Source organism: Pantoea sp. X-Soil-OKNW-713, assembly GCF_059730685.1.
The window spans coordinates 2,012,323-2,032,157 of the sequence record NZ_AP035995.1 but is presented as its reverse complement, the minus strand read 5'-3'; the positions used below and the strand labels follow the sequence as shown (position 1 = coordinate 2,032,157).

The window sequence follows — 19,835 nt, the reverse complement described above, 5'->3', positions numbered from 1 at the left end:
ATCAGTTCCCTCCGCTGGTGTTCGCGCTGGCATCAGTCGGGGTGGTGGTGCCCGTTTCGACCGCTTTCACGGTCTGCCCCGGTTGTACTTTACCGGTGCCTTCAACGATCAATTTGTCGCCGCTTTGCAAACCGCTGTCGATCAGCCATTTGTTGCCAATCACGCGATCGGTCACCACTTCACGGCTGGCAACTTTGTTGTCTTTATCCACCACCAGCGCGGTGGCGTTGCCTTTCGCATCACGGGTGATGCCCTGCTGTGGCGCCAGCAGCGCATCATTTTTCACCCCGTTGCTGACGGTGGCGCGTACGTACATGCCAGGCAACAACTGGTGGTCCGGGTTAGGAAAAATGGCGCGCAACGTGACGGTACCGGTTGATTCATCCACCGACACTTCCGTCAGCTCCAGTTTACCGGTGTGATCATAGGTTGAACCGTCTTCCAGTTGCACGCTCACCGGGACTTCATCACTGTTCTGATGCAAAGACGCCTGCTGGCGTTTCAACTTCAGCAACTGCACGCTGGACTGGGTCAGATCGACATAGATCGGATCCAACGCACGAATGGTCGCCAGCGCCGTGGTTTGCTCGGACGTCACCAGCGCGCCCGGCGTGACGGATGAAATACCAATGCGGCCACTGATGGGCGCTTTGATTTGCGTGTAATTGAGGTTGATGCGTGCGCTCTCAACCGCCGCTTTGTATTGCGTTACCGAGGCGAGGTTTTGCTGGTAGGTGGCCTCGGCATCGTCAGCATCCTGACGGGAAACGCCGTTTTCCTTGACCAGCGCCGCATAGCGTTCAGCTTTCAGTTTGCTGCTCTTGACCACGGCGACGGCGTTTTTCAGTTGTCCGACCGCCTCATCATAACTGGCCTGATAACTGGCGGGGTCGATCTGATAGAGAACCTGACCGGCTTTAACCTCATCGCCTTCCGTAAACAGACGCTTCTGGATAATGCCGCCCACCTGGGGACGCACATCCGATGTCATCGTACCGGTAACGCGTCCAGTCAGTTGACTGGTTAAGGTAACCGGTTCTGTTTGCAACGTTTTCACGCCAACTTCCGTGACCATTGTCCCGGGTTTGTTCTCTGCACTCTGGTCACAGGCGACAATCAAAAATGCCAGACCTGCAATAACATACCGCTGAAAAACCATCATGGTAATCCTATAGTGAACGTTCATTCTCGGCGGAGAGTTTAACAAACAGGCAGCGAGGCGTATGTAAGCAAAGCGAAAAAAGCGGGAATTTTATAACCACACGGCCTGTGCAGGATTTATGCGGTTGGGGTTGTTGAATAGTTATCATGCTCTACATTGATATACATCATCGAAAATAGTTCGCCCTCCCCTCAATGATTAATGGTCCAGTTTATTGTGAATAATACGCGCTTATTGGCGAGCGCTATTTTATGACCTGATGACAAATGAGAGAAAATTATGCTGGTAATAGCCATTATTCAACACACGCCAGTTTGGGTGTGGATTCTGTTTATTTATCTTCTGTCACGCGGTATCAAAGCCCTCAAAACGCGTGAGGTTCCGGTGGGTAAATTATTCCTGATCCCCGTGTTGTTCCTGCTGTGGGCGATTCACGGCGTGTTTACAGAAACCCACTGGACGCTGGCTGCACTGGGGGCGATGCTCGCGGGCCTGTTATCAGGTGGCCTGCTGGGGGCAATGCTCGGACGCCGGAATCGACCCACCACGCAAAGTAGTCAGCCAGGGACGATAATTCGTCCCGGCTCGGTGCTACCACTTATTTTTATGGTGGTGGCATTTATTGCCAAATACGTGCTTTCGGTATCCGTGATTTTACAACCGGTGCTGATTGATTCGTTAACCTTTAATTTAGCGCATGGTTTAATTAGCGGATTAACAGCCGGCGTATTCTGGGGAAATATGCTGATCGCGTTTATTCCGTGGTATCGATCACGCATAAAGCCGGCTTAGCATGTTCCGTAGCTACCGTCTTGAACGTCAAGCGGTAGCTGCGTAATTTTCATCCCACTTCATCCGCGTTTTCAGCACCCCGAAGCACTGATGAACCAGCTTGCGCATCACCGCTCCAAGCGCAGCCTTGCTGGCTTTGCCCTTCGCGATTAGCCTCTGGTACAGCGCCTTCGCCGGGGCATTCCACCTGATCGCTACAATCGCCGCCATATACAGTTTCGCCCTTACGTCTGCCGGGCCTGTTTTTGACATCCGTGCACGCCCCCTGACTGAGCTACCGGACGTTTTTTCCACCGGTACCACACCCAGCCACGCAGCGACCTGTGAAGCACTCCGGAACGGACACGAGCGCAGCACCGACAGCATTGTCGTGCCCACCACGCTGCCTATTCCTTTTATCGATTCCAGCAGCTCACGGTCTTCCTTCAGACCCGGATGATTATCTGTGTGGTCTGAGATGAGCGCTTCAATACGCTTCAGCTCGTCCCTGTGGGCTTTCAGGGTTCTCTCCAGCGAGTCAATGATTTCAGGCGCTGTGCGGGTTGAATGGGCCTTTTCCAGTCGGTTCTCCGCCCGCTGGACATCAGCCTGAAGTGAGTCCCGCAGACGCACCAGCTCCCGAAGTTTACGGACCTCCGGGGAGGGGGGCACCCAGGCATCAGGCTGTTTCAGCTCGCCATAACGGGCCAGGATGTAAGCATCAACGGAGTCGTTTTTAGTCAGGATAGCCATTCCACGGGCGAACTCCCTGACCCGCTGAGGATTGCTGATGCAGACTGTGACGGGGGTATTTTCATGAAGACCAAAGGCGACGTTTTCGTGATAAATGCCGGTCGCTTCGAGCACCACCATCACCTGTTCAGGATGGCATTTTTGCCTGATTAACCAGTCATTTATCTCCCGGTCGGCGTCGGGATGATTTTTGAGGGTTTTGGTTTTCTTTTTCCCGTTGCCGGGCAACAGGCAGAGGTCGAGTTTGTTTTTACTGACATCAATACCGAGATAAATCATAAGACAGCTCCCTTTCACATGAACCATCACGCCATCTTGCCTTGTACATACGAAGTCAGAGCTTCTGGTTACCGTTCAGAGTAGATGCTGGCGTGAAAGGAGAAACGGAGGGCTTTAAGCTACGACACAAGATCGAGTCTTAAGCGGCGCGACAAGCTGCCTCCGTTTCGTGTAACGGGTAGCTAACCAGTTACAACTTCAAGATACAAGCGGCGCGATTTATCGCGCCGTTACGATGGGATGTTCGTATTACGCGAAACGCTGCAACGCCAGTTGCGGGCTGGTCAACGGGCGGTGCTCCTCCGTGAAGTCCTGCGCCGCCACCGCCATCGACACCTGGGCCAGCGCCACATGGTCAGCGCCTTGCTGACGGGCCTGATTGACGGCGTCTTTAATCAATCGACGATAGCCCTGTTGATCCCCTGCTTTGAAGGTCGCCCAGGCATCGGGGATCAGGCGCACTTCCGGCGGCAATCCTGCCAGCGTTGATGGACAGAACAGCGCAGTGGTTGCCGCCAGCGTGGATTCTGCGGCACAGAGCACCAGCGATTTACCGCCGCGACGGTGGACTTCATCAGCCAGCATGCGATCGGTACGATAAACCTGACAGTCATTTGCTGCATTGTGAAAACCATCAGCGACCGGCCCCAACGTCGAACAGGTGATCAGAATGGCATCAAACCACGGCGTCAGGCTGTGCAGCAGCGCCGTGATCTGCGCCTGTTGCTGGCTGGTCATGCCGCCACTCAATTCAGCTTCCGCCAACAGATGTGGCATCACCAGATGGCTTATGGTGGTCGGTGCGATGCCCAGGCTGGCGGCAGCCTGATCAAAGATGGCGATATTACTGGCGGCGGTGTGTAAGCAGGCAATGGTCATAGGAAATCCTTTTGGCGTAATCAGCGATGTCGCTCACTATCCTGCTTAGCTGCGTTGCATTAGTCACGAAATTTCATCAGAATTATTTCACATTGCCATCAGTAGGTTATCGCTGACACGCGTAGCATCATGGACCTTAACCTTATTGCCTTTATTATCGCCATCCTGCCGGTCGCTTTGTCACCGGGGGCCAGTTTCACCCTGGCGATCAACAACACCCTGTCGGCCGGCAGTCGTGGTCTGGCGGCGATCATTGTGGGCACGGCGTTAGGCATTTATACCCACGCGCTGCTGATTGGTTCCGGTATCAGCGCCCTGCTACTGCATTCTCCCCGCGTTTTTACCCTGCTGAGTTTCGCCGGTACCTTTTATCTGTTTTGGCTGGGGGTGCAATTGATCAAACGAGGCCGCAATGTTGCCTCCCCCTATCTATCCGCACGCCCGCGTCAGACGACGATGAAAGAAGCATGGCTGGCAAATGTGCTGAATCCCAAAGCGGTGATGCTCTACCTCACCGTGGTGTCGCAGTTTGCCGGTAAACAAAGCGCATTCGCGCATTTTTTGCTGCTGGCGACGGTGCATATCCTGATTATGAGCCTGTGGCTGGTGCTGGTGTGCTTCGCCCTGCTGACCTCGGCCAAACTGATCAACATTCAGAAAATGGGTTTCTTTATTAACGTCATTGGCGGCGCGGTGCTGGTGATTTTCGCTATGCACAACTTCGCACAACTGCTGCTAAAACTGATGGGACTGTCATGGTAATGCCCGCACTTTCTCTGGCCGATCTCGGCCCACGCATCTGCATTCTTGGCCCGTCGAACAGCGGTAAATCCACGCTGGCACACGCCATTGCGCAAAAAACCTCGTTACCGCTCGTCCATCTCGACCAGCTTTATCATCTGCCCAATACCCACTGGCAGGCGCGTAGTGAAGCCGAGTTTCTGCAACTGCATCAGGCGGCAATCGCTGAACCCAGCTGGGTGATGGACGGAAACTATGTGCGTTGTCTGCCCGACCGGCTGACACGGGCCACCGGTTTGATTCTGCTCGAAATCAGTACCACACGCAGTGTGTTGCGTTATTTTCGTCGGACGTTACTGGATGCACAGCGGGTTGGCGGTGTCGTTGCCGCAGGCCAACAGGAACGTATCACCTGGGAGATGTTGCGCTATCTGTTGTTATATACGCGCAGTAAGCAACCGCGTAATCGTGAAATGTTCACTTCATGGCAGCAGCCAAAACTGTTGCTCTCTTCCGCAGCTGAATTGCAGGCCTGTTATCAGGCGTGGGAATTAACACGTTAACCCCTGACCGTACATAACTGTGCATTAAATGAATTAATTTAATTGGTTTGTTTCTGTCTGGTGCGATTATTCCCATACCGACTTCCCTCGCTCATATCTATCTCGACAATTTTATTCATTTTTTAATTAACTCGGCATTTTCACATTATTTAATAATGATAAGTCATTGCACAGGGTGGTTATTTTGAGAGTTTTCTCAGCCTAAAAATATCAGGGGGGTGTGATATAAGTCACGCGACCGTTCTGGAGTAAGTCTGCTTATAACAAGAAGGTTAACGATGATCAGTGCCAATTCACTTTATCGCAAATTACGTTTCCCCTTTAAGCTCACCCATGCTGCGTTAAAATATCCCCGAGCCAGTGCCCGCGTCAGACAATATAAAGTGTTGTCACCGGAGCAGACCATTGACTTGCTACTGAACAACGATCACCTCTCCATCAGCCGTTACGGTGACGGTGAACTGGAGATGACGTTGTTTAAAAATATTGGTTTTCAGGCATTTGATGAGCGGCTTTCAATCCGTTTAAAAGAGATTTTGCGCCGGGGTGTGAATCATAACCCCAGTTGTTTATTGTGTTTGCCGGACGCCTTTCGCAGCACGCGACATATGCGTTTTGGCTCTGCCTTGTTCTGGTTTTTCCATAAAGCGTTTTGTTTTTTACGCTATGAGCCATTATTAAGTAAGAAATACTGTTACGGTAATACTTCAGTGACGCGGCCTTATCACGATTATAAAGACAAGACATCATCTGCGGTGATCTTTGCCAAGTTCCAGCAATTATTCAAAGACAAAAAGATTTTAATTGTGGAAGGCAGTGGCACACGTTTGGGAATGGGTAATGATTTGTTAGCTGGCGCGGGTGAAATCAAGCGTATAACCACCCTTAACCGTAACGCCTTTTCGGTTTACAACGAGTTATATAGTGCCGTACTGGCTCATGGTCGCTATTTTGATATGGTCCTGATTTCACTTGGCCCCACCGCCACGGTGCTGGCGTACGATCTCAGCCAGCAGGGTATTCGTTGCATCGACAGTGGACATATTGATATCGAATACGAGTGGATGCGCAGCGCGGCACGCGACAAAGTGCAAGTGGCCGGCAAGAACGTTAATGAAGTCGGCGTATTATTAAGTGATGAGGTGATCGATCCCGATGAACACTATCGCAGCCAGATTCTGCAACATGTCGGAATGACACCGGAAGCGGTGCCAACCCCTTCACCACTGCGCCAGCCGATAGTTTGATTGGTCTGGCAATCAGGGCCGCTTCGCCAACCATTCCTGAAGTTTACGTAAGGAGACGGGGGCCTGATATACCGTCCCTTTTCCTTCTTTCAGCGGGCGCAATATCCCGCGTTCCGCGAGAGATTTCAGGCGGCTACGCGCGGTGTTGTCTGCAATCCCCAGGCGTGCTTTCACCCCCGTGGCACTCAGTAACGAACCCGGTGCGTGTAACGCCATCGCCATAATATCAAGCTCCCCACGGCTCAACGTCAGGTTTGCTTCAACCCACTGCGTCATCTGTGCGCGTTCCTGATGCAACGTGGTCAACTGTTCGGTAAATGCGTTAACCGCACGCACCACCACCTCACACTGGAACTGGATAAAGTAGGTCAGATCCATTTCATCGGTTTCGGTATACAGATAGGAAATACCGTATTTCACCGCCGCAGCTTTCAGCAATTTACTGATCGAGATATAACGGAAAGCGCTGTATCCCCGGCGAATGAGGTGATGGTAAAACAATCCCCGCGCGGTGCGACCATTACCGTCACTAAACGGGTGAATATAGCCGATGGCAAAATGTAATATACAGGCCACCAGCAACGGATGTACGCCCTGTGCTTCCAGGTGCTGAACTTGCTGACACAAGTCGTCCAGCATTCCTTCCAGTTGCTGATAATCCGGCGGTTGATGAATGATCTCGCCGTCACGCCCGGCGACAAAAATATCATTATTCAGACGAACTTCGCCCGGATGATATTTCTCATCATTAATATCTGCGCAGGCAATATGATGAATGGCTAAAATATCGTCCCTGGTCAGCGGGGCATCCCCCATAGTCACAATATGTTGCATCAAGCGCCAGTTGCCCATGATCATGCTTTCATCTTCATTGCGGGGCGCACGCCCCACCGCCAGTAATTCCATCGCGACACGCGACGTCGTTGCTGCGCCTTCCAACTGGCTGGAAGAGATCGCCTCCTCCATGATCAGCTGTACCATCAGATATGAAGCCGCATCTTCATCGGAAAGCTCACCATTTCGGGCATAGGCCAGTCGATCGACCTGCGACATCGCCGTATTGATTTTAGCGGTCAGATTAAACATCACCGATTGAGCAGCGAGGTTAAAACGCAGCGCAGTACTACGCCGTTTAAATTTAAATGCACTCCACACGGCTTCGCGTGCTGCGCGATCGCTCAAACGACGGTAAAGTTGATCGTAATGAAGGTAGCGTGCATCCCAATCAGCGTAGGTTTCCAGCAGTGCTGCCATCTCTGGCGCGCTGATATTTTCAACCAGAGTCGTCGGCGGGCGGTGCAGCTTCATCGCAAGCAATCTCAAAAAGTGGGTTTTTTGAGTTTACTTGAGATAAACAGGCGGCGCAAACTGCAAAAAATGCGCTGCCTGCCGCCCCTTAACGGTTCTGATGACGCTGGCAAAACGCGGCGATATCACCGGACTGAAAATCACCGAGATGTGCCATCAGTTTCTCCAGCGGCCAGTGCCACCAGGCAATCGCCTGCAACTGTGCGGCGATCGCCGGGGTAAAGCGCATACGGATCGGTCTGGCCGGGACGCCACCGACAATGGTGTAAGGCGCGACATCTTTGCTCACCACCGCCCCGGCGGCCAGCACCGCGCCATCGCCTACCGTCACACCTGGCAGCACGATCACCCCATGACCGATCCACACGTCGTGCCCAATGATCACCCGGTCAGCACGCCGTTCGGCAAAAAACGTGCTGTCACGCTGCGCATGGCTGTCGTAGTACTCAGGACAATAGGTAAACCGATGCTGCGAAGCACGATCCATTGGATGATTCGGCGCACCAATGCGCACCTGATTGGCGATAGCGGTAAAGCGACCAATCTGGCTGTCTGCGATGCAGCAGTGCTCACCGACATAAGAAAAGTCGCCTAATTCGCTGTATTCGAGATAGCTGTGGGCGAGGATTTCACACTGCTGACCAATGTGAGTCTCGCGCATACGCACGCTGGGATCGATGACGGTGTGTTGCAGTTTAGCCGGTTGCACAGCAGCGAGTGCCATAGCGAAAACTCCGTGGTGGTCAGATGTCTGGATAACTGAGCTGCGCCAGGGCAGCGACGAGACATCAACCTAACCGGGCAAGATGACAGCCAGATGGCAACAGTACCATCCGGCGTAACCTTTATGGCCGGGCGGCAGTGCCGTCCGGTAAACGTGCATTGGTCCACTCCGGCAGACCACCGGAAACCGGGTATTTCGCCGCCAGTTTCTCGTCAATATCCACCCCTAATCCCGGACGTTCACTCAAATAGGCGTATCCACGGTCAATTTCCGGGCAACCGGGGAACACCGCCTGAAGCGCTTCATTGACCGGCGTATATTCCTGAATCCCCAGATTGGTAATGCTCATATCGATATGCAGGTTGGCCGCCACACCAACCGGTGAGATATCACCCGGACCATGCCAGGCGGTACGTACGCCGTACAACTCCGCCAGCGTGGCCAGTTTCTTCGCTGGGGTGATGCCACCAATGGTGCTGACATGGCAGCGAATATAATCGATCAATTGCTGCTGGATCAGCGGTTTCCATTCGTTGATCTGGGTAAAGAGTTCACCCATCGCTATCGGGGTGCTGCTCTGCGCACGCAGTTTGCTTAACCAGTCGATGTTCTCTGGCGCAACCGGGTCTTCAAGGAAAAACAGTTGATACGGCTCCAGTGATTTTGCCATCTGAATCGCGGCGATTGGCGTGATGCGCTCGTGCACGTCGTGGATAAATTCCACCCCAAATCCCAGCTTGTTACGCAGGTGGTCGAACAAGCGCGGCACGGCTCGCGCATAGGCGTCAGGGTCAAAATAGATGCCGTGGGTCTGGCTGCGCGGCGATACTTTAGGCTGGATATTTTTCGCCCGCGCCAGCTTTCCGGCAATCAGGCGCAAATCATCGGTGCCAGCGCCGCCGTACATCCCCACCTGACAACGGACATACTGGTAGCCTTCCTCCATCCGTGCCCGGATATTGTCCTCGACTTCGACTTCATCCGCCCCATCGCAGTGCCGGTAAAGCGCAATGCCATCCCGGCATTTGCCGCCTAACAGTTGATACACCGGCAGATTGGCGAGTTTGCCTTTGATATCCCACAACGCCATGTCCATACCGGAGAGTGCATTGTTCATTACCGGGCCATTGCGCCAGTAGCCGCTGACGGCAGCCGACTGCCACAGGTCTTCGATACGCGCCGGATCTTTGCCGATTAAAAAGGGTTTGATGTAATTTTCAATCGCGGCCGCTACCGCATAAATACGCTGGGTAAAGGTGGCGCAGCCCAGGCCGTACAGTCCCGGTTCGCTGGTTTCGATCTTTACCACCACCAGATCAATCCCCCCAGGGGCGGTAAGGATGGTTTTGACGTCGGTAATTTTCAGTTCACTCATGAAATCCTCGCTTATCCTGTATGATGTCCTACATGTTATGCGTCAAAAAAAGCCCCTGATCTGATACCCGACGTAGCGGCGCATAGGGGCTTTTCGTTAACAATTGTGGCGCACGTCCTCGATGGCATGGACGTTGTGGGTCATGGCGCTGTTCAGCGTCTCGGTTGCCAGGGCCGCATCGCGGTTTTTCAGCGCCATAAACACCTTGATATGCGCTTCCACGCTTTCAAGGGTGATGCCCAATACCCGGTTCAACTCCTCAAGGTAATGCACGTAGATCCCTTTCAGGGATTCCATAACGTGAATAAACACCTTGTTGTGCGAGGCTTTGACGATTGCCAGATGAAAATCATAATCCGCCAGCGAATACTTTTTGTAGTCGTCACGACTCACCAGCATGCGGTTCAGCGCCTTTTCCAGCGCCTGAACATCTTCATCCGTGGCGTTTTGCACCGCCAGCTCCATGCAACGGAATTCGACCGTCTGGCGAAACACCCGCATATCATCGAACTCTTCCTGCGACAGATGCAGGATTGGCGCGTTATCACTGAAGGCGTCGTAGCGGGCCAGGTCGCGGGTGACATAGGTCCCCTTCCCCTGGTGTGTCACCACCACGCCCAGATCACGCAGCTTCTGCACCGCACTGCGCACGCTGACGCGGCTCACCTGGAAGGTGGCGGTTAACTCCGCCTCCGAAGGCAGCTTGCAACCTGATTCCCAGACGCCGTTCTGAATGTTTTGTTTCATCTGTTCGTAGATAACATCGACGACATTATGCTTTTGGACGCTTTCCAGGCTCACCGGTTATTCTCACTTGTCCTACATGTCTGAGGTTTTAACGTTTCATACTCCGCCTGACAAGGGAAAAATGATCACCCTGTCCGACAATCGTTACCAGAATAGAATAACTACTCTATTAAATTCATTGGTTTAAGACATAAATCATCAATTTACTCCGCGCAGAGCGCTGCGCAAAACTGTGAGCTGACCGGCAATTACTGCGCCTGGTAATTGCTGTCAATATCGGCTTCACGTACAACGTCCCCATGCAACTTGTTAGTCATGTTACATCAAGGGATAAATTGCTATGCAAAACTTATTTAACCTTAGCGGCAAAACCGCGCTGATTACCGGTTCAACGCGGGGGCTTGGTCTGGCTTATGCGCAGGGACTGGCTCAGGCTGGCGCTCGCGTGATCCTGAACGGCACCCGTGAAGAACATATGCAGCAGGCACTGGCAAGCCTCAAAGCCCAGGGCTGCGATGCACACGGGTTCCTGTTCAATGTGGCGGATGAAGCCGAAATCGAAGCGGTGTTCGCCCGGCTGGACGCCGAGCAGATCGCGGTAGATATCGTGATCAATAACGCAGGGATCCAGTTTCGCAAACCGATGCTGGAACTGGCGCTGGCTGACTGGCAGCGCGTGCTGGACGTCAATCTGACCAGCGCTTTTCTGGTGGCACGCGCGGCGGCCCGTCGTATGGTGGCGCGCAACAGTGGCGGCAAAATCATCAATATCGGCTCGCTGACCAGTGAGGCTGCCCGCGCCACGGTGGCCCCCTACACCGCCGCCAAAGGCGGCATCAAACTGCTGACCAAATCGATGGCGGCCGAATGGGCGCCGTTTAATATCCAGACCAATGGCATCGGGCCGGGCTACATCCTGACCGATATGAACGCAGCATTAGTCGATAACGCAGAGTTCAATCAATGGGTGTGCAACAGCAACCCCTCCGGCCGCTGGGGTAAACCTGAAGAACTGATTGGCACCGCAGTTTATCTGGCTTCTGACGCCTCAAATTACGTCAACGGTCAGATGATCTATGTCGATGGCGGCTGGCTGGCCACCTTATAAATCCCTCGTCACTTCACCGATAAAAAACCATTCACGGTAAAGGCTGAATATGAAACCGACTCGTACCCGACTTTCTGTTCTGGCGATGCTGTTTGTTGTCACGGCAATTAACTATATGGACCGGGCCAACCTGTCCGTTGCTGGCTCTCACATCCAGGGAGAGTTCTTCCTCTCGGCAACCCAACTGGGGCTGCTGTTTTCGATGTTTACCTGGTTCTACGCCATGAGCCAGATCCCGGTCGGCTATCTGCTTGACCGTATTGGTTCACGCTGGCTGTACGGCAGCGCCATTGTACTGTGGAGCTTCTTTACCCTGCTGATGGGGCTGGCATCGCATCACTTTTTCACTACCGCCACCGCCTCATTTATGATGCTGCTGGTGTGTCGTGCGCTGATCGGCGTGGCGGAAGCGCCCTCCTTCCCCTCCAACACCAAGATCATCGCCACCTGGTTTCCCGACCATGAACGCGCTCGCGCCACGGCCACCTACTCCAGTGCGCAATATATTGGCCTGGCTCTGCTGACACCGGCGCTGTCATTTATTGTCAGCCAGTGGGGATGGGAGATGTCGTTTTACATCTCCGGCTTGATTGGCATTGTGTTCGGCGTCTACTGGTTGATTGCCTATCGCGACCCGCAGCACAGTTCCCGCGTCAACAGCGCGGAACTGGCGGTGATTCGCCAGGGGGGTGGCTACGGCTCCAGCAACCAGCAGAATCAAAACCCCGGTGTCAACTGGCCGTCCGTGCGTTACATCCTGCGCCAGCGTATTACCTGGGGGCTGTTTATTGCGCAGTTCGCGGCCTCCTCAACCCTCTACTTTTTCCTGACGTGGTTTATCGTCTACCTCGAGAAGGGATTGCATCTGTCGATTGATAAAGCCGGAATTGGTGCGATGTTCCCCTATCTGATGGCGATGGCGGGCGTACTGTGCGGCGGCACCCTGAGCGATATGCTGCTGAAACGCGGCCATAGCCGCACCTTCGCCCGTAAGCTGCCAGTCATGACGGGGATGTTGCTGACCTGCTCGATTGCGCTGGTGAATTTTTTCCAGGACAGCCCGGTGATTGCCATCGCCATCTTATCCATCGCCTTCTTTGCTAACGCCTTCTCCAACCTCGGCTGGGTAGTGTGCAGTGACGTGATCCCGCGCCATCTGATCGGCACCATTGGTGGCTTTCTGAATATTTTCGGCAATCTGTCCGGCATCGTCAGCCCGATCATTATCGGGGTGATTTTGCAGCGTACCCAGAATTTCCAGTACGCGATGTGGTACATCGCCGCCGTCGCGCTGTGCGGATTCCTCGCTTATTTGTTACTGGTCGGAAAAATTGAGGTGCTGACGCCACCCTGCGAGGAACAGCCGGAAAATGCCAACTCACGTTTTGATACGCCCACTGATTTACAGAGAGAAGCATAATGCAAAAGAAAACCGTTAACGCCGTGGTGGTGAGCGCCGCCCATGATGTGCGCTGTGAATCCCGCGAGATTGAGTGGCAAGAACATCAGGTGCTGGTGCGCGTTGAGCGTGGAGGCATTTGCGGCTCCGATATTCATTATTACCAGCATGGCCGCGCAGGGATGTCGGTATTGAAAGCGCCGATGGTGTTGGGGCATGAGTTTGTCGGCATCGTCGATCAAGCCCCGGCGCAGAGTGGTTTACAGCCAAGGCAACGGGTGGCAATCAATCCGTCGCAACCGTGCCAGCAATGCGCGTTTTGTCTGGAGGGCAAACAAAATCTCTGCCGTTCCATGCGCTTTATGGGAAGCGCCCAGTTTTATCCCCACGTTAACGGCGGCTTTGCCGAGTACGTTGCCGTTAACCCGGTGCAGTGCGTGCCTTTTGCCGCCACATCTGATCCGAAGATCATCGCCTTTGCCGAGCCGCTGGCGGTGTGTATCCATGCAGTGCGTCAGGCAGGCGATTTAACCGGTAAACGCGTGCTGGTGACCGGAGCCGGGCCAATTGGTTGTCTGGTGATTGCCGCCGCGCTGGCCTCGGGTGCCACCGAAGTGATGGCGACTGATATCAGCGAACGTTGCCGTGATCTGGCGCAGCAAATGGGGGCCAGTCTGACGGCTGACCCGCGCGACGGGGATGTCACGCAAGGCTGGACGGAAAATGGCGGTGCGTTTGATGTCTGCTTTGAAGCCTCCGGCGCATCCGCTGCCGTGGCCTCTGCCGTCAGTTTTACCCGCCCCGGCGGCATTATCGTGCAGTTGGGGATGGGGGCACCCGAAGTGAACTATCCCGTTGGCCCGCTGCTGGTCAAAGAGGTGCAACTGCGCGGCTCTTTCCGCTTTACCGGTGAGTTCACTACCGCCGTGCGCTGGCTGGAATCCGGCAAGATCAACCCCCTGCCGCTGCTTTCCGCTGAGATTGCGATGACCGAGGCGGTCAGTGCGCTGGAACTGGCCGCCGATAAAGAACGCGCAGCCAAAGTGCAACTGGTGTTCTAACCTGACGTAGCGGCGCGATTTATCGCGCAGGTTTTTTCAGAATCGTGCACAGAACTGCGCGATAAATCGCGCCGCTACGGATCAACCGTTTCTTTGTTTCAGCAGTTGCTGCCCGGCGTTCTTCTCCAGTCGCCAGACATTGACCAGTGAACAGGCTACCAGCAGCGATATGCCGATAAAGGCCACATTCACATCCATCTGGCCCGGAACGTTGCTGTCGCGCCATCCCATTGATATCCGCATCAGCAGCGCCGAAATCGCGATACCCGCACTCATGCTGAACTGGAAAAAGATACTGAAGATCACCGAGGCATCCGCCATCTTCTCCTGCGGCACGTCGGCAAAGCCGAGGCTGTTGTAGCAACTGAATTGCAGCGAACGCGTCAACCCACCAATAAACAGGATGGTGGCGATAGCAAAATAACTCAGGGATGGACTGAGTAACACACAGCTCAGCACCGCCAGCAGACTGATCAAGCCATTCCACAGCAAAATGCGGCGGAAACCGAAGCGGTTCATCAGCCAGGTGGTGGCCGGTTTCATCGCCAGATTACCGGCAAAAACCCATAACACCATCGAACCGGCCTGCACCGCGCTCCAGCCGAAACTGAGCTGAAACAGCAGCGGCAACAGGAAGGGAATGGCGTTAATCGACGCCCTGAAATACGACCCGGCAATCGCCGTACTGCGGAAAGTGGGAATGGCAAGCGTCCCAAACGGCAACAGCGGAGCCGGATGACGCAAGCTATGGCGATAACTCAGTACCGCGCTGGCGATCCCCACCACCAGCAACAACAATCCGCTGGTCAGTTCGCTGTGTCCCAGCAGTTCCAGCCCGCTGACCAGCGTCACACAGGCCAGGGCGGTATAGACAAACCCCAGACCATCGAATGGCCGCAGCGCGTGGTTGCGGGTTTGTGGCACCAGCCACCAGGTGGCAACCAGTGCCAGGATACCTAACGGAATATTCAACCAGAAGATCCACGACCAGTGTCCGTAAGTCACGATCAAACCGCCCAGCGGCGGCCCCAGCACCGGCGCAATCAGTCCCGGCCAGGTGATTACCGCGATGGTTTTCACCATCTGCTTTTTCGCCGTCACCCCCAGCACCACCATTCGTCCAACCGGCACCATCAGCGCACCGCCGATGCCCTGCAACACCCGGCTAAAGGTGAACAGTGGCAGGTTGTCGCTGACGCCACACAACACCGATGCGAGGGTAAACAACAGAATCGCGGCGGCGAACAGATTGCGCGCGCCAAAGCGTCCGGCCAGCCAACCGCTGATTGGGATAAAGATCGCCACCGCTAATAAATAGGCACTGATACCGACATTCAGCGCCACTGGCCCGACGGCAAACTCACGCGCCATTTGTGGGATGGCGGTGACGATCACCGTGGCATCAAGGTTTTCCATAAAGAAAGTCAGCGCCACCAGCAGCGCCAACCAGAGCGTGCTGCCAGCCGGGGCGGTGGGTTGTGACGAAGGATGAGGCATTCCTTTGGCGTCCTGTTCAGGTGAGAAAAAACGGGCAGAATTCCACACCTTAACATGTTGCGGCGCGATTTTTCGCGCAGGTTTGAGCCGCGGCACGAAAAGAATGCGCGATAAATCGCGCCGCTACAACCACCGCAGTGCGACATCCAGTAGCACCTGCGCACCGGCGCTGACGTGCTCCGGTTCCGCCCACTCCTCTGGCGCATGGCTGATGCCCGCGCGGCAGGGAATAAAAATCATCGCCGACGGGCAGATCGTCGCCAGATAACGCGCATCATGCCCGGCCGCAGAGAGCAGCGAAAGCGCCGGGTAGCCGTGTGCAGCCGCCGCCTCGCTGATCATCTGCTGCAAACGCGCATCAAAGCGATTGGGTGCCGCCTCGCTCAGTCGTTCCATCGCGACCTCGCAAGGCGCGGCCAACTCACTCATCAGTCGTTCCGTCAGCATCCTGAGTTGCGTTAACCGCTGGTCGTCCGGGTGACGCAGATCGATGCGAAACGTCAGCCTGTCCGGGATGACGGAAGGTGCATTGGGCTGCATCTCCAGCCGACCAATGGTAAACATCACCTGCGGGTCGGCCTCACCCACGTCTTGATAGAGCTGCTGCGCCATGCGGGTAAAACAGCGCAACACGTCACGTCGCGCCGTCATCGGCACCGTCCCGGCATGACCTCGCTCGCCCCGCAGCGTAACCTGCCAGGTCACTTTCCCCTGAATCCCTGTCACCACGCCGAGAGTCGCGCACGCCTGCTCCAGTTGCGTCGCCTGCTCAATATGCGCTTCGAGATAGGCCGCGGGAGGATGCACGCAAGAATAACGCGGCAGCGGCACAGCCTGCCGCAGGTGCTCCAGCGCCTGGCCCACGGTGATCCCCTGAGCATCGGTGACAGCGCGGATGGCGGCCAGCTCGCGCGCCCCGGCAAAAAAGGCGGACCCCATCATGCCTGGCGCAAACCGTGAACCTTCTTCATTCATCCACGCTACCGCTACCACATCACAAACGGGCTGGATGCCGCCTGCGCGCAGCACCGTCAATACCTCCAGCGCCGCCAGCACCCCGTACACGCCGTCGAATCGCCCGCCGGTGGGTTGGCTATCGAGATGACTCCCCAGCAACAACGGCGCAGCCTGCCGATCGATTCCGGGTAAAATGACAAACAGATTGCCAGCCTCATCACTGCACATCTCCAGATCGCTGGATTGCGCCCAATGCCGCATCAACCGCCAGCTCTCTGCTTCCTGCTCGCTCAGCGCCTGGCGGTTGACGCCATCGCCAGGAATGGCACCGATTTGTGCCATCGCCATCAGCCGCTGCCACAGCCGTTCCGCATTAATCTGCATACATGCTCCTTGTCAGTCGGTACGCATAATCTGCGCCGGATTGGCGCGCGGATCGCGTACCCCCCAGTTACCGCTCTCCACCTGAGCAAAGAATTCCGCCAGCAGTTGATTAAACAACTGTGGCTCCTCCAGGTTCAGCGTATGGCCGGTTTTAGGCAGGATCGCCAGTCCGGCGGCAGGCAGGTGTTTTTTCAGGTACAACCCGGGTTGCAGGCAGTGATCGTCTTCATCCCCCACCATGATCAATACCGGCAGATGCAGCGCTTTAATCTGCGCCTCCAGCTGATAAAACGCCGGTCGCCGCGCCTGCACGCCGCGCATGGTGAGTGAGGCACCCAGCGAGTCATGCTCTGCCAGGCGATCAGCAAAACGTTGCCAGCCCAGAGGGTCTTTGTTCTGGAACTGCACCCGGCTGGCCCCCAGGGCATAGGTTGGCGCGAACGCTTTCGCCCCCTGACGGGCAAAGTTCTCACCAACCTGCAATGAAACCTGGCGAAAATAGGCTTCGGTTTCCGGTTCACAACCGTAGCCCGCGCCAGCGATGGTCAGCGACAGCGCGCGCTCAGGCGCATTCAGACCAAAATGCAGCGCGGCGAACCCGCCCATCGACAGGCCAACGATATGCGCCTGCGCGATGCCGAGGCCATCCAGCACCGCCAGCGCATCGTCCACCGCGCGCTGTTGTGAATAGGCCTCCAGCGCCTGCGGCACCGATGAGGGTGGATAACCGCGTGCAGCGTAGGTGATGCATTGGTAGCGGCGGCTAAAAGCGTGGATCTGCGGCTGCCAGCTATCGTAATTGCCACCAAATTCGTGAATAAACAGAATCGGTGTCCCCGTGCCGTGGCATTCGACCCACAGCTGAACCTCATCATTGGTGGTGATATACATGGTGCGTTCCTCAGAATGGTTGCCGAAATTCATGCTGTTGCGCCGCCTGCGCCACCATTTCCGGCAATAACGCAGCAAATTTTTCCGCCCAGGCGGCAGGGACGGTGGTGCTAACCTTGATAAAACGATCGCCAAAGGTGGCGGTGTGATAACCGCCGTGGCGGATCTGAATCCCCTGTTGCAGGTAGCACTCCACCAGCGCTTCCGGGCGAATATCAGCCCCGGTCACATCAATCACCAGGAAATTGCCGCCAGAGGGATAGACCGGCAGCGACAACCCCGGCACGCTGGCTACCGCCTCGGCGATGCGCGCTTTGTTGCGTTGATCTTCCGCCAGTAGCGTCGCCATCCACTCGGCTTTCACCGTTAACCCGGCTTCAGCGGCACGCTGTGCCGGAACACTGGCCCCCAGCACGCCGCCGTTATAAGGTGCCAGCTCAGCCAGTAACGCCGGGGCGGCAATCAGCGCGCCAACGCGCAGTCCCGCCAGCCCCAGCCATTTGGAAAAACTCACCGACATCACCACCTGCTCGCTATCCAGCCCCAGCGCGGCGACATGTTCCGGTGCGAAATCACGGTAGGTGCAGTCATGGATCAGCAACGCATTATGGCGACGAGCGATGGCAATAAACGCCTGCAACTCTTCACGGCTGTAATGGATACCCAGCGGGTTATTCGGATCGACGAGATAAATCAACGCGGTGTTGTCATCCACTGCGGCTGCCAGCGCTTCTGGTGTCAGGCGATAGTGACAATCGGCATTCCAGATGGGGATCTGAATCACCTGCGATCCCATCTGCTCGGCAAACTGGCATGGCCATTTCCAGCTCGGATCGGTGGTGACAAAGGTGGTGCCGGGGCGGCAGCGGGCGCGGCAGAGGGTCGCCAGTGCATTCACCCCTCCATCGGTCACCATCGCTTCCACACCGCTGATGCCAATATCGTTCACGATGGCACGCCGCAGTGACTCAAACCCCAGGGGGGGCGCGTAGGCGTTAAATTCCGCCGCCGCCACCGAGGCATGCAGTGCCGCCTGCACCGCCGGATGCGCGGGCAAATGGTTGGTGTTCTGCCCCATCCAAATCAGCCCTTCAGTGGCAAACAGGCGATCGAACCAGGCGTTACGCGTATAAATGTCAGACATGCTGCGCTCCCGGTTAGATGACCGATCCACGCGCAGCAATGCCGCCGTCGATAGTGATGTTGGTGCCGCTGATATAACCGGCGCGATCGGATGACATAAACGCCACCAAATCGGCGACCTCTTCCGAGGTCGCCGGACGCTTGCCCGGATAGAGCGCGAACAGCTCCTCCCAACGCGCTTCGTCACCCAGCATATCAATCGCTTTGCGTTTCATGATTTTCAGCATGCGATCGGTCGCTACCGGGCCAGGGTTGATGCCAATCACGCGGATGCCGTCATCAAGGCTGCGGCCACCCAGCGCCTTGGTGAATGACATCAGCGCCGCGTTGCCGGTACTGCCCGCGATATAGCTGGCATCCCAGTTTTCCCCGGAGTTGCCGATGACATTGATGATCACGCCACTTTTCGCGGCTTTCATTTGCGGGTAGTAAAGGCGGCACAGCGAAATGTAGCCGAAGACTTTCAGATCAAAGCCAGCGCGCCACGCCTGATCATCGACGATATCCAGCGATCCCGCCGGGATGTCTCCGGCGTTGTTGACCAGAATATCAATCGCGCCCACTTCCGCCGCCAGCGACTCCATCGCCGCCGTGGAGCTGAGATCTTTTTCGTACACCGAAACGCTGACGCCATATTCGGCGATCAACGCCTGTTGCAGGTCACGCATTGCGGCGCCATTCCGCGCCGCCAGATGCAGGTTACAACCTTCCGCTGCCAGCACGCGCGCCGTCGCTTCACCAATGCCTTTTGATGCGCCAGTGATCAGCGCACTTTTGCCGTTCAGATTCAATTTCATGTTGTGCTCTCCTGGTTAGGTATACAAGACAAAGCAATTTGCATACCAG

At 55.6% G+C, this 19,835-nt stretch carries 19 protein-coding genes; 7 read left to right on the top strand and 12 right to left on the bottom strand.

Translation table 11 applies throughout. The features are described 5' to 3' along the window. Window position 1 precedes the first annotated feature (1 nt). The gene (locus AC6I8R_RS09445) at window positions 2–1,162 is read right to left on the bottom strand and encodes an efflux RND transporter periplasmic adaptor subunit (protein ID WP_021183326.1); all 1,161 of its coding nucleotides are present in this window, start codon (window positions 1,160–1,162) and stop codon (window positions 2–4) included. 279 nt (window positions 1,163–1,441) lie between these two features. On the opposite strand from AC6I8R_RS09445, the gene AC6I8R_RS09440 reads away from it, so the two are divergent. Next, window positions 1,442–1,954, top strand: coding sequence for a DUF6622 family protein (locus tag AC6I8R_RS09440; protein WP_497832161.1), 513 nt, complete (start codon window positions 1,442–1,444; stop codon window positions 1,952–1,954). A gap of 27 nt (window positions 1,955–1,981) precedes the next feature. Here AC6I8R_RS09440 and AC6I8R_RS09435 read toward each other — a convergent pair whose 3' ends face one another. Both AC6I8R_RS09435 and AC6I8R_RS09430 read right to left on the bottom strand, forming a co-directional pair. Beyond that, window positions 1,982–2,965, bottom strand: coding sequence for an IS110 family RNA-guided transposase (locus AC6I8R_RS09435; protein ID WP_497831835.1), 984 nt, complete (start codon window positions 2,963–2,965; stop codon window positions 1,982–1,984). A gap of 249 nt (window positions 2,966–3,214) precedes the next feature. Further along, a complete protein-coding gene (locus AC6I8R_RS09430) occupies window positions 3,215–3,844 on the bottom strand; it encodes a glutamate racemase (RefSeq protein WP_497832160.1) in 630 nt (209 codons plus the stop codon). A 129-nt stretch (window positions 3,845–3,973) separates the two neighbouring features. Between AC6I8R_RS09430 and AC6I8R_RS09425 the strand changes: the two genes are divergently transcribed. From AC6I8R_RS09425 to AC6I8R_RS09415, 3 genes are all read left to right on the top strand, one after another. After that, window positions 3,974–4,606 carry a LysE family translocator gene (locus tag AC6I8R_RS09425; protein ID WP_415173553.1) on the top strand — a complete coding sequence of 211 codons (633 nt, stop codon included), beginning with the start codon at window positions 3,974–3,976 and terminating at the stop codon, window positions 4,604–4,606. Beyond that, window positions 4,600–5,148 carry a P-loop NTPase family protein gene (locus tag AC6I8R_RS09420; RefSeq protein WP_415173552.1) on the top strand — a complete coding sequence of 183 codons (549 nt, stop codon included), beginning with the start codon at window positions 4,600–4,602 and terminating at the stop codon, window positions 5,146–5,148. Before AC6I8R_RS09425 ends, AC6I8R_RS09420 begins: the two co-directional genes overlap by 7 nt. Before the next feature lie 278 nt (window positions 5,149–5,426). Then, window positions 5,427–6,395 (top strand): GT-D fold domain-containing glycosyltransferase, encoded by a 969-nt coding sequence (locus AC6I8R_RS09415; RefSeq protein ID WP_497832159.1) that lies wholly within the window; start codon window positions 5,427–5,429, stop codon window positions 6,393–6,395. Window positions 6,396–6,407: 12 nt separating this feature from the next. Here AC6I8R_RS09415 and AC6I8R_RS09410 read toward each other — a convergent pair whose 3' ends face one another. The 4 genes from AC6I8R_RS09410 to AC6I8R_RS09395 form a co-directional block, all read right to left on the bottom strand. Beyond that, window positions 6,408–7,703, bottom strand: a complete 1,296-nt coding sequence (locus AC6I8R_RS09410) for a Fic family protein (protein ID WP_415173550.1) — start codon at window positions 7,701–7,703, stop codon at window positions 6,408–6,410. A gap of 88 nt (window positions 7,704–7,791) precedes the next feature. After that, window positions 7,792–8,427 carry a DapH/DapD/GlmU-related protein gene (locus tag AC6I8R_RS09405; RefSeq protein ID WP_415173549.1) on the bottom strand — a complete coding sequence of 212 codons (636 nt, stop codon included), beginning with the start codon at window positions 8,425–8,427 and terminating at the stop codon, window positions 7,792–7,794. Between the two features lie 121 nt (window positions 8,428–8,548). Continuing rightward, window positions 8,549–9,802, bottom strand: a complete 1,254-nt coding sequence (locus AC6I8R_RS09400) for an enolase C-terminal domain-like protein (protein WP_415173548.1) — start codon at window positions 9,800–9,802, stop codon at window positions 8,549–8,551. Window positions 9,803–9,898: 96 nt separating this feature from the next. Then, window positions 9,899–10,603 (bottom strand): FadR/GntR family transcriptional regulator, encoded by a 705-nt coding sequence (locus AC6I8R_RS09395; RefSeq protein ID WP_021183334.1) that lies wholly within the window; start codon window positions 10,601–10,603, stop codon window positions 9,899–9,901. Window positions 10,604–10,889: 286 nt separating this feature from the next. On the opposite strand from AC6I8R_RS09395, the gene AC6I8R_RS09390 reads away from it, so the two are divergent. The 3 genes from AC6I8R_RS09390 to idnD are packed head-to-tail and all read left to right on the top strand — an operon-like array spanning window position 10,890 to window position 14,117. Next, window positions 10,890–11,657: an SDR family oxidoreductase gene (locus AC6I8R_RS09390; RefSeq protein WP_208725405.1), complete on the top strand. Its 768-nt coding sequence runs from the start codon at window positions 10,890–10,892 to the stop codon at window positions 11,655–11,657. Window positions 11,658–11,706: 49 nt separating this feature from the next. Then, window positions 11,707–13,077: an MFS transporter gene (locus tag AC6I8R_RS09385; protein WP_497832158.1), complete on the top strand. Its 1,371-nt coding sequence runs from the start codon at window positions 11,707–11,709 to the stop codon at window positions 13,075–13,077. Continuing rightward, window positions 13,077–14,117 carry an L-idonate 5-dehydrogenase gene (idnD, locus tag AC6I8R_RS09380; protein WP_497832157.1) on the top strand — a complete coding sequence of 347 codons (1,041 nt, stop codon included), beginning with the start codon at window positions 13,077–13,079 and terminating at the stop codon, window positions 14,115–14,117. The genes AC6I8R_RS09385 and idnD overlap by 1 nt, the downstream gene beginning before the upstream one ends. A gap of 81 nt (window positions 14,118–14,198) precedes the next feature. Here the strand turns inward: idnD and AC6I8R_RS09375 are convergent, their stop codons facing one another. The 5 genes from AC6I8R_RS09375 to AC6I8R_RS09355 form a co-directional block, all read right to left on the bottom strand. After that, window positions 14,199–15,614: an MFS transporter gene (locus AC6I8R_RS09375; protein ID WP_415173375.1), complete on the bottom strand. Its 1,416-nt coding sequence runs from the start codon at window positions 15,612–15,614 to the stop codon at window positions 14,199–14,201. Between the two features lie 123 nt (window positions 15,615–15,737). After that, window positions 15,738–16,955: a M20 family metallo-hydrolase gene (locus tag AC6I8R_RS09370; RefSeq protein ID WP_497832156.1), complete on the bottom strand. Its 1,218-nt coding sequence runs from the start codon at window positions 16,953–16,955 to the stop codon at window positions 15,738–15,740. A 12-nt stretch (window positions 16,956–16,967) separates the two neighbouring features. Beyond that, window positions 16,968–17,846, bottom strand: a complete 879-nt coding sequence (locus tag AC6I8R_RS09365; protein ID WP_497832155.1) for an alpha/beta fold hydrolase — start codon at window positions 17,844–17,846, stop codon at window positions 16,968–16,970. A gap of 10 nt (window positions 17,847–17,856) precedes the next feature. Next, window positions 17,857–18,990, bottom strand: coding sequence for a pyridoxal phosphate-dependent aminotransferase (locus tag AC6I8R_RS09360; RefSeq protein ID WP_497832154.1), 1,134 nt, complete (start codon window positions 18,988–18,990; stop codon window positions 17,857–17,859). 13 nt (window positions 18,991–19,003) lie between these two features. Next, complete coding sequence (locus tag AC6I8R_RS09355; protein ID WP_497832153.1) at window positions 19,004–19,786, bottom strand: SDR family oxidoreductase; 783 nt, start codon at window positions 19,784–19,786, stop codon at window positions 19,004–19,006. Window positions 19,787–19,835: the final 49 nt, after the last annotated feature.

Coding starts and splice junctions, on each gene's coding strand:
- AC6I8R_RS09445 (WP_021183326.1), bottom strand. CDS start 1,162: ATGATGGTTTTTCAGCGGTATGTTATTGCAGGTCTGGCATTTTTGATT.
- AC6I8R_RS09440 (WP_497832161.1), top strand. CDS start 1,442: ATGCTGGTAATAGCCATTATTCAACACACGCCAGTTTGGGTGTGGATT.
- AC6I8R_RS09435 (WP_497831835.1), bottom strand. CDS start 2,965: ATGATTTATCTCGGTATTGATGTCAGTAAAAACAAACTCGACCTCTGC.
- AC6I8R_RS09430 (WP_497832160.1), bottom strand. CDS start 3,844: ATGACCATTGCCTGCTTACACACCGCCGCCAGTAATATCGCCATCTTT.
- AC6I8R_RS09425 (WP_415173553.1), top strand. CDS start 3,974: ATGGACCTTAACCTTATTGCCTTTATTATCGCCATCCTGCCGGTCGCT.
- AC6I8R_RS09420 (WP_415173552.1), top strand. CDS start 4,600: ATGGTAATGCCCGCACTTTCTCTGGCCGATCTCGGCCCACGCATCTGC.
- AC6I8R_RS09415 (WP_497832159.1), top strand. CDS start 5,427: ATGATCAGTGCCAATTCACTTTATCGCAAATTACGTTTCCCCTTTAAG.
- AC6I8R_RS09410 (WP_415173550.1), bottom strand. CDS start 7,703: ATGAAGCTGCACCGCCCGCCGACGACTCTGGTTGAAAATATCAGCGCG.
- AC6I8R_RS09405 (WP_415173549.1), bottom strand. CDS start 8,427: ATGGCACTCGCTGCTGTGCAACCGGCTAAACTGCAACACACCGTCATC.
- AC6I8R_RS09400 (WP_415173548.1), bottom strand. CDS start 9,802: ATGAGTGAACTGAAAATTACCGACGTCAAAACCATCCTTACCGCCCCT.
- AC6I8R_RS09390 (WP_208725405.1), top strand. CDS start 10,890: ATGCAAAACTTATTTAACCTTAGCGGCAAAACCGCGCTGATTACCGGT.
- AC6I8R_RS09385 (WP_497832158.1), top strand. CDS start 11,707: ATGAAACCGACTCGTACCCGACTTTCTGTTCTGGCGATGCTGTTTGTT.
- idnD (WP_497832157.1), top strand. CDS start 13,077: ATGCAAAAGAAAACCGTTAACGCCGTGGTGGTGAGCGCCGCCCATGAT.
- AC6I8R_RS09375 (WP_415173375.1), bottom strand. CDS start 15,614: ATGCCTCATCCTTCGTCACAACCCACCGCCCCGGCTGGCAGCACGCTC.
- AC6I8R_RS09370 (WP_497832156.1), bottom strand. CDS start 16,955: ATGCAGATTAATGCGGAACGGCTGTGGCAGCGGCTGATGGCGATGGCA.
- AC6I8R_RS09365 (WP_497832155.1), bottom strand. CDS start 17,846: ATGTATATCACCACCAATGATGAGGTTCAGCTGTGGGTCGAATGCCAC.
- AC6I8R_RS09360 (WP_497832154.1), bottom strand. CDS start 18,990: ATGTCTGACATTTATACGCGTAACGCCTGGTTCGATCGCCTGTTTGCC.
- AC6I8R_RS09355 (WP_497832153.1), bottom strand. CDS start 19,786: ATGAAATTGAATCTGAACGGCAAAAGTGCGCTGATCACTGGCGCATCA.